Origin of the sequence: Bacillus sp. USDA818B3_A (genome assembly GCF_009928415.1) — a bacterium.
Taxonomy (GTDB): Bacteria; Bacillota; Bacilli; order Bacillales; family Cytobacillaceae; genus Neobacillus.
Genome location: NZ_JAABNN010000004.1, coordinates 311786 through 321741, shown reverse-complemented (window position 1 = coordinate 321741; position 9956 = coordinate 311786). Strand labels below are relative to the sequence as shown.

Sequence of the window (9956 nt, the reverse complement as noted above, 5' to 3'; positions counted from 1 at the left end):
CAGCGCCGATGGTAGTTGGGGCTTTGCCCCTGTGAGAGTAGGACGTTGCCAGGCACGGAAAAGGACAGCTAAATATAGCTGCCCTTTTTTGTTTTCCAAAAAAATATTTTTTAAAGGTTAATTCCAGTCCTTTTTATAAGCCTAACGAGAAGATTCATGGTTTCCTTCTCTACTTCCTTTACAAGAATCTTTAAATGATCATTATTAACAGCGTACAATTCCTTTCGTTGTGTTTTATCCTTCCAAATTGATTTTGGATGGTCTGTTAAATAGGCTTTCAAGGCTTTTCTAAAGTGTAGGTCTGACACAGCAAGGTTAGCATTTTCTATAATAAATGAACACATTGTATTTACATCATAATAGCTGATAATAAAATTTAACAACTTAGGATAATCAACCCTATTCTCACTGGTTTCAAAAGCAACAAAAAGCAGACCGAATCGTTCAGGTAAAGCATAATCTCTTAATATTATTCGAAGGAACTTGTTTAGCTGGTCACGAGCATTCCTACTTAACCAATCTAATTGGGTGAAAGCTTGTTCTTTTGGGAAGTTAACTAGTTTGAATAGTGTATTTAGCAGCAAGAATTGCTCACGTGTTGTTTCATCATTTATTTTTGCAACAAGGTCATCTGGAATAATATCTCCAAACAACCTTATATCCTCCAATTTAAGGTTATCCATACGGGTAGTAAGATAATGTTTTAATAGGTACTTATAGTCTCGTTGTTCACTGATGAAGCATACCAACGATTTAAAGGTAATCTTGTCCTGCTCGAGGATTTTCCAAATCTCTAGGAAAAGCGGCTCTTTTTGGTAAAGTGCCAAGATATTTAGTAAAAATAAACGAGACTCATCAAACCTCAACAGATTGGTTATGGATACCACTGCCTCGGTAAAGATGAGTGCAATTTTTCGATCTTCAGCTGATTTTTCGTGCTCAAATATCTTTAACATCAGACTGATTAATTCAGGTTTTTCCTCACTATTTAACTTCAAAAGTTTAACCAGATGGCTTAAAAATTCAGGTTTATCTTTGTAATAGAGCTGCAAATCACCCTCTTTCAAACTTACATATAAATCAATTAACTGATCATAATTTAAGATTGAAAGTTTTTCCCCATCGCTCAGACCAGCTAATGCCATATCAGCAAACCTAAAGAAATCATCCATGCATTGCGATTTTTGTCTTTGTTTTGAGACAAGCTCTAAATACTTATGCTTACTTAAGTCGTTGTCTGCCTTGGAAAGGGATCCACCAGCAAAATTAAAGACCAATTGATTTTTAAATATATGATTATGAACGTTTAGTGTTCCTGGTTCAAAAAAGGTAACGTGTATCCAATTCCTTACCTCAGGTTCACTCGTAAACGTGATTGCCCCCAGTTTCCTTCGGTAACTATAGGGCAGAAAAGAAAAAAGCATTTCCAAGAGCCGAAGTGCATAGTTGGTATAATCCTGCACGGCCACCCTTAGAGAAATAAATACTTTCTTTTTACCGGAAATGGAAATCATCACAGCTAATAATATCTGTTGAAAAGCATCCTCCTCCATCCCTAGTGATTTTAGAGTTTGATTTTCAAAGAGTTTAGTCTCATTAAGGGGAACTGCATCTAGTTCTGGCAAAACAGGACCATTACGGAGATCATAGCAAGTATGGAAATCTTTGAGTTGAAACATCTTCTCAGGCCGGTCTATCCAATCTTCCTTCAAGTTAGATGGAATCACATAGTTATGCATAAAATACGTACTGCGGGCTCCCGTAAAATCAGCAGGAACAAACACTGCCTGACCAATAACAAGGTCCCCGGTATCAGGCTGAAAAATGGTTACCGCTGGGGGATAGTAAGAAGGATCTTTTTTCCCACGTTCCCTTAACACTTTGGGACCATGATAAAAGCAGAAGGGGTGCAAATAGTTTTTTACAAAAGAAGGTTCGAGCCCTTTGGAGATCGCAATGGTGTCATAGCCAGGGGTGTTGTGAAATAGTCCCTTCCGTTCGCGTGTATACATATGCTGCTGGACTTTTTCATTCACTCCGGGCCTCTCCCTTCTATATAGCCTAATTTATAGAGCAGCCAAACAAATGGTTCATCCACACGAACCGGGCTAATTATCCCATTTACTTGCTGATTGACTGGATTACTTCCTAAGGCGGATACCGCAAAATATGAAATTTCCTTAAAATACACCTCAAGTGAATTGACTAACGGTGTATCAATTCTAGATAAAAATCTCCTGATTTCACCGTTGATATTTTCATATTCATCAAGATGGAGGTAATCTTTGTGAATATAATTGCGGAAGACATTGCTGTTCGCACTAATATAGTCACCATCGCTTTTTAAAGCATTCAAAAGATCACTTTTTGTCAAGATGACAGCAGTTGGGATCGTTGTATGATTGTTTTCTAAGTGGGCAATAAAGTCACCAAATAATGAAATCACGACTTCACGGGGCTCGTCACCTAAGTCAAGCCTTCCAACCGCCTGTTCACCCATTTGATAAATAAGCTTATCGCGAATCATCTTAATTTGCATTGGGTCGACCAAGAACATAATCCCGGCAGAATTTTTAATATGAGCGGCATAAATCTTTAAGTAATCTTGGTCTGTCATTCCTTCACCCGCAACATCGAAAAAACAAAGAGTCAATGGGGACTGGTCTTCATTTTTAAAAATAAATTGAAAAATCAACGGCTCTTGCCGGATGGTTTTTTCAGTCGATTGTAACATGCTGCCATGTCCAAAGAGTGGAACCTCATAGTTTACTCGAAAACGCATGCTGACCTCAGTCGTAAGTGGAATACACGCTGCATTAAAATGGTTGGCGGTGATATGCTGCAGGGTATGAATGAGCGAGGTCATGTAAACGGTCTTTCCGACAGAGGTCCCACCAATAATGGAGACGATATTGCTTGGATATTTGCCAGCCGTAATTGGAAGGTCGTTATGACAATCTGGACAAAGCCGACTTCTTGTTATAACCGAATATTTATCAGAAACACCGATAAGAACATTATTAGAATAAATCCGATCCTCACTTGGGATTGTTAAAGGATGAATAATTGCTTCTAGTTCATCAATCGGCGCAAGTCCAAATTTGGCACGATAATCGTTCAATCGTTCATCTTCCTGAAGGGCAAATTCTTCATCGTCGTCACGAAAGTGGGCCGCTCGAAAAACTACCTCCTCATGGTGGAATTTTAAGAAACAGTAGGGGCAGACAATATCATAGAAAGGTAATCTCTCCTTGATCCGTTGTTTATTTTCAAAGAGTCTTTTTAACAATGAGAACATGACTGGCCCTCCTTATTCCGGAATCAGCTCGTAGATTTGAGCTGTTTGTTTTCCTTTGCTTAGAAAAATTTGAATAAACTCATGCTTATTGATTTCTATTTCCGGCAGAACGGTTTTACCGGAGGAGAAATCTCGGACGAAGGGGTAGATCGTCCCATCGTCAACCGAAAGAGGAATACTCCCCCTTTTTTTTACATAAACCAGCTGTTCTTTATCAATAGGCAGTTCGGAAATAATTGTTATTTTTACTTTTTTTCGAGTTTGAAAGAGTTTCTGTTTATAAGTAATGGAAAAATAAATTCTTGATTTTAAACCGTTAATATATAGTAGATTACGTTCATCTTCCTGATTGACAATGATTAGTCTATTATCGACTTTTTTACCTGGCAGGATACGAAGGGCGATTGAGCCTGGTTTATCCAATCTAAATATCAGCCCTTGATTTGCTTTAAACTCTTCACGGGTGTAGAGTTTTAGTTCGCTTGCTAGGATTTGATGGTTTGGTTTTAGAAGGTCAGCAGCTGTTTTGTAAACATAGACGAACTCGATCTCATTTTGCCAATGCCAGCTGACATGTACATCCGAGTCATTCACTGTACTTTTCATTTCTTTTATTTCTAAATGAGGGGAAGAAATCGGTTCCCAGTTCACCAGCATCACCCCAGGATTTATTGTTAAACGGAAGCTTCCGTTTTTGTATGAAATTCGTACCCATTTTCAATATATTTATCATAGTATTTTTTTCCATTACGGTAGAACATTAGATCATTTAAGGTGAATCCTCCCATGAGAGTAAGTTTTTCAACTCCAGAGGTTTTCCTTTCATGATCACAGCCAACCTTCCATTGGCGTGTGTCATGTTCTTTTTCTAAGGCAAACCGCATGAATTGACTGTAAAAGTCGCCAAAAAAATACTTTTCTTCATAACGGTTCACTTGGGTGTAGTTGAACACTTCAATATGAATCGACGAACTTTCGTCCAATCGAAGATATAATTTTTGAAACAATTCCTCTTTAGAGAGAATCTCCCTGTTTTCATAATCGGTAATCACATTGGCTCTTTCTAGTAATTCATCTTCAAAGGTGCGCTGGAATTCTTCCTGGGTTAATATCTCCTGGTCACAAACAACCAACAGCCGCTCCAATAGAACTTCAGGTTGATCGTCCTCCAGATACCCATAGAGGTTTCTAAAAAAACGATCATTCAAAAAGAAATGGGGCCCTCGTTTTTCCTTTAACTTTGCTGTAATTTGCTGAATCACTTTTGAGTAATACTGGGCGATATTCTTGTCTAAATCATCATTAGAATCAAATAAGCTTTCCGACGCGGTCTTTTTCAGGAAGGTATCCACCTTGTTCATCAGTCGAATCTTTGGCTGCAATGAGCGGTGCAGTTCCTTGAGCACTGTTCGGTATTGTTTTAAAATGGTCTGTTTCACTTTAAGCCTTAGCAGCTCGTATTTGGTCCCATAGATTTCCTCGAAAAAGTATTCAAGGAAACTGGTCAGGTTTTTCCTGCTTGAAAATGGCAGAAGGCTTTTTTTAAAATCACATTGATCCACGATTTGCTGATAAGTTAGTTCCAGATGTTCTTCAAGCTTTAACTGTTCCTGTTTTGTTTCTTGGGAAAGATCGCTAATTACATTCAATACATTTGACACAGAGTGAACGTTGTTCGCTGTCCAACTATAAGCGCAATAGATTCCGTACTGTTCATGGTTGATGACATTTTCATAAAAGCACCATTCAATTTGCTCCCTTAGGTCTAAAACCCCTAAAAATTCACGGACGGGTTCTTCGAAGTTCTGGTAAAAGAACGATTCCGTACCACCTTCGTAAAGAAACTCTTCTGTTTCGCTCAGTGACATTTTCCTCACGGCTTTATAGGAATTGCTAACCCTCATCAATCCAAGCATGTCGTAAAGCCGGTCAGCTGGAGGAAGGAAGTGCTCATAATATTTTTGAAAAGAAGACTCAGATAAATCGAAGAGCTGAAGGATTTTCTCCTTGGGCTGCTTGCTTTGTTTTTTTAGGATTTCTAATAAATCTCGAAAAAAGTGACTCGCAGCGTTAAGAACAATCGCTTTATTGGGCCGTGTCACCTTAGCAAATCCGGCTGATGCATAAACAGGATCACTTGTATTCCCCTTCATCGCGCGCTTAAAGGATTGATGAGAATAACCATTCATTTTTTCATGGTGCTCGGTCCATATTTTGCGATTCTTCAACAGGTTTAGATGACTGATTAATTCATAGTTTTGTTGAACGGCTTCCTCCCTAATCAGACCATTCTCATTTTTATCGCTTAATAAATAGACCACTTCAAAGAGCGGGGATGGGGGATGGCAAATGGGCAATCTTAAATGGTCCTCTGTCAGCTGAAGGTCCTTTTCGAAATGATAATCATTCTGTTGATAATGATCTAGCTCTTTTAGGAAGCTGATCCCAAGCGAGGTTGTGAAGGCAAAGTTCTCACCGTCCTGCTTTTCCATTAACAAACCGAATAAATCCACCTCTACGATTCGGAATGATTCCTGAAGGATGCCTTTGAGAAGAAGGGTGAATTCTTGGATCAGGATATTTGCCGGGTCATGGACGGCAGTTACCACACATAGGTTTACTTTCTGGAGCGAAGAAAAGGCCCTTCCATAATCAGCCAGCTTTGCTGTAAGCTTCCGAAAGGTTTTATTGAGCTCAATCAGCATCGTTTCATCCTGGTAAAAAGTCTCTGCGAGCTCTTTCCGTTGTGATTGGCGATCGAACCCATTATTCGCCAGCTGGAGTGAAAATAGATTATCAGCAAGGATGGTTTCTGTTTGATAGGCATGAAAGTATAAGACTCCGTTACTGTTATGCCATTTTTCCTTGTTCAACTTTTTGATAGCTAATAGGGCATCTTTAACGAGGTCGCCTAAAAATAAAAAAACAATCGGATAGTTGACACTGCGCTGCACATTTTCGGATTGGCTTATTTTTTCAAGTTGAATGGCGAAGGAATCGGCATATTTTTGTAATAGATCTCGCACAAGTGTTTCCCTCCTTGAAAAACATGAAATGAGGCGGGCCACAGGCATCGAAATGCGTGCGGCATTTGGAATTAATTTGAAAATTGTCTAGCTACAGCGCCTAGGGGCTCTTAGGTCTAGCCAATCCGTCAAGAAGGCTAAAGAGCAGCCTTCTCGCCGGCTCGTCTGTAGCCTTGCGCCCCTGGTCAAGGCGCTTCCGCTTTTCTCATGATTTTAATTGTCTTAGCATTTCCTGCACCTTAATCATCATCTCTTTATAGAAGCTGTACACTTCCTCGCCATTGACCAAATCTTTGTATTCATAATTAAGATCTTCTTTTTCTCTTTGAAAGGTGTTTGCCATTTCTTCTAAGGCGAAGATTAACTGGGCCGCGCTTTCTTGTAGGATTAACTCATGGCTGCGCTGCTCCGATTTTTTTTCAAGCTGGGCCATTTGCTTTGGAGGTAATTCCTTGAATGCTTGAAAAATTTCATAGTCAACGAATTTCGTATTTTTCATTAGATTAACCAACGGCTCCCACGGGTCTTCCTCCAATCCATGATCGAATACGTAAAGTGCACCTCGTTTTTTTATCGTATGGGTGTAAATTGCTTGAATATACAGGTTTTTAAGCCTCTCATCTTCTTTTTGCAGGGAGATGAATTTTTCAATTTCCGTGATCATTTCTTGTATAAATTGGTATTTTCGAACCTCTAGTTTCAACTTTTCAATCAACTTAGGCGAACGAATAAAGTTTTCTTTTGCCATTTCTAAGTTGGTGCTTCCGAAAATATCGCAGCTGCCTTCAGGATCCATGCCCCCAGCAGACCATTCTTTCAGCTTTCTTAGTACTTGATGCAAATTGCCAAGACTGGCTCTATCAAGCTTGTTTAGGTCAATCTCATACTTGGCGAAAAATGCTCCCCTGTTTAACTCTTTTGTAAAATGGCACAGGTATTTGGCACTGGTATTCCGCTCGTCTTCTTTTACTGTGATACAGCCGAATTCCAACGCTTGATCAAATAAAGCCCGAACTCCGGCATTGTATTCTTTCACCCGTGAGTTTTGGTACGTATCACCCCAGGATTTTTCCGGGATGGGTGAGGGGAGGTAGAGCCAGTTTTCCTTCTCCGTCTGCACCAGGTGCCGGCCGACTCCCTCTTTTTCTAAGATCGTCTTTTCATAGGATGCCTCGTAAATATTTAAAGGCGAGTAGGCAAACAGGGGAATTCCGTTTTTCGTATTTAACCAGAAAATCCGATTTCTTAGCTCACTTTCTTTAATGGTGAAGCGGGAATGGCTTAACGAGTGCTTTTCAAAATTTTTAATCCCGTTATAAATATTTGGAGCCTTTACTGGCACGCTCACAAACCCCCATTGCGGGAAGTGGAGCTGGCCGTTGCTATTGGCAAGGTGGAACACTGGCAGGGCGTCGCGGTCCAGGCGGGCAGCGATTTTTTCTTCAATAATTTTATCGATCGGTTTATCCTCGCCGTACTTCAGACGCAGGAAGTCTTCCATCGATTTCGTGATCAAATCACCGAACTGATCGGTGAGAAACTCGGATACGGTGCCAACCACATCGACTTCTTGTTCTTTAATCCAATAGGCTGATTTTTCAAGGAGCATTTCCGACCATTTCTGCACCAGCAATTCGCCATCCTTCGAATCAAACATCCGCTGAATCTCTGGGGAGGTATCAGGGATACTGACCAGATGCCAATAATAGGTGAGGGGGGTATCCTGATTCATCTCCTCTTTTTCTATTAAAATACCGGCATTTTTTTCAAAGATATTTTTCAAGGTTAGTAAGATTTCTTGATAAACCTCATATATTTTGTTGTTCTGGTTGTAAAGAAGCTGGTAAAGTTCCTCATAAAATTCAGTCATTTCTTCGAGTCTTGCCTTTTCTGCCCGAGCATCGAATTCGTTTAATTTTGCTTCGATATAGGCATTCTTTTTGCGGTCTTTGGAGAGGAAAGCACTCCTTGCCTCCTCAAGCCTGGTATATGCGTAATCTTGTTCCGATTGAATGGCTCGAGGCAAGTGTTCCAATCGGTCTCGCAAACGCTCGATATAGGTCTTTATTGTTTTTAACAGGCAGGAACTGTCATTGGCATAAATTAACCTCGATGCATAGATCGGACCCTTTTCTGGACTAAGAAAGATCCGCTCCATTTGGCGCCGGAACTCCTCGATACTCTCGCTTGGCAGATGCTTTTTGCATTTCCGGTATTGTTCTTTCGCCTTTACTAAATAGTCTCTCTCCAGCTCTTCGTCAAGATTAATCACGGCTGATTTAATGACGTTGTTATAGGAAAAACGTTCACTGTGCTCATACCCTGAGAGGGGCTCCGGTACACGCTCATTGAACCGCTGATGAATGGAGTCAGGGTCAATCCGCAGTTTTTCCGCAAACCTTTCTATATCCGTTTGGTCGGGTTCCGCCTCAAACATTTTCTTCATTTTTTCAAATAGTTTAAAGCCAATATAGGTGGTCATTTCTTCCACTGGTATTTCAGCCATCGAGGCACCGATAATATTGTATTGGTAGTTGGCAGCATAGGGCTTTGGCATTTGGGCGATATTGGTACGGATATTGCTGATATAATCATGGATGGCAAATTCCTCGCTGGATTTCTTATCCTCATTGGCCATGAAGTTGGTAATATTTTCAGCGGTGACATTCATGCAGTAATCATAGGCATTTTCAAGCCATTTCCCTTCCAGATTCGTTCCTGAGATGAAATGGCAAAGATTAAACGGCGGCATCGGGGAGTTGACGTCTAAGATGCTGCCATATTTCATTTTGAAACGTTCATTTCGTTCATCGCAATTCATCCAATAATCGAGCTCTTTTAGGGCAGCATAGCCATTTTTCTCGATATACTCGACTGTATGGGAGCTTAGGCCGCGTTTGGATAGATTCACATCCGGCATGAACAGATACCCAAGCATGCTGACCTTATCGATACCGGTCGGGCCAAATTTACGCTCCATAATCCCGCGCGTGATGTAGGCAATATCAAGAAAACATCCGCTGCCAGTGCCTCCGGAAACCCCTGTCAAAATGAAAACATATAGCCGTTTATTTGTCCCTTCGAGGACCGACTCGATTTTTCGCTCCATCGTTTGGACCACTTGGTTGATTTTTGTAAACAGCAGAAGTCGCCCGGCCTGGCGGACACCGGAGGCACCGCTGATTCCATCTGTGATTGATAATTCTGGTGACAGCCACTCCTTGATGCACGGCTCGAGTGTGCTGCGGTTTTGGAGCAGGCCGCCGATCTCAGGGTTAGAAAGGAGGACGAACTCCTTATTTGGATCAAGACCAATCCCTTTATATGTTTTGTAGCGGTCGTACTCATTGGTTTCAAAGGCTAGGAACTCAATGTTGTTGGGTTTTTCCTTTTTCTTCTTTGATAAAGGATCCTGCGGTAGCTTAAAGCGGCGGTTCACCTGGTATTTTAGCCTGAGCAAGGCATCAATCCCAGTTCCGCCAAGACCAATGACAAGCATGGGATTCTCGATCGTATCGACACGGATCTTCTCCGAAATAATCCCACCGCCTAACGAAACATCCAACTGCTGAATATGCTCTCTTACACTAGCTTTCATCATTATTCCTCCCTCGGTGTTAGAAACGGTGCCT

General features: G+C 40.9%; 5 protein-coding genes. All 5 read right to left on the bottom strand.

The genetic code is table 11. The features are described from left to right. Positions 1–110: 110 nt before the first annotated feature. The gene (locus GXK58_RS11260) at positions 111–2036 is read right to left on the bottom strand and encodes a GAP1-N2 domain-containing protein (protein ID WP_160722761.1); all 1926 of its coding nucleotides are present in this window, start codon (positions 2034–2036) and stop codon (positions 111–113) included. Further along, the gene (locus tag GXK58_RS11255) at positions 2033–3298 is read right to left on the bottom strand and encodes a TRAFAC clade GTPase domain-containing protein (protein ID WP_160722759.1); all 1266 of its coding nucleotides are present in this window, start codon (positions 3296–3298) and stop codon (positions 2033–2035) included. The genes GXK58_RS11260 and GXK58_RS11255 overlap by 4 nt, the downstream gene beginning before the upstream one ends. Positions 3299–3310: 12 nt before the next feature. Then, the gene (locus GXK58_RS11250) at positions 3311–3949 is read right to left on the bottom strand and encodes a hypothetical protein (protein ID WP_160722757.1); all 639 of its coding nucleotides are present in this window, start codon (positions 3947–3949) and stop codon (positions 3311–3313) included. A gap of 23 nt (positions 3950–3972) precedes the next feature. Then, positions 3973–6324 carry a hypothetical protein gene (locus tag GXK58_RS11245; RefSeq protein ID WP_160722755.1) on the bottom strand — a complete coding sequence of 784 codons (2352 nt, stop codon included), beginning with the start codon at positions 6322–6324 and terminating at the stop codon, positions 3973–3975. A 205-nt stretch (positions 6325–6529) separates the two neighbouring features. Then, positions 6530–9922 (bottom strand): tubulin-like doman-containing protein, encoded by a 3393-nt coding sequence (locus GXK58_RS11240; protein WP_160722809.1) that lies wholly within the window; start codon positions 9920–9922, stop codon positions 6530–6532. Positions 9923–9956: the final 34 nt, after the last annotated feature.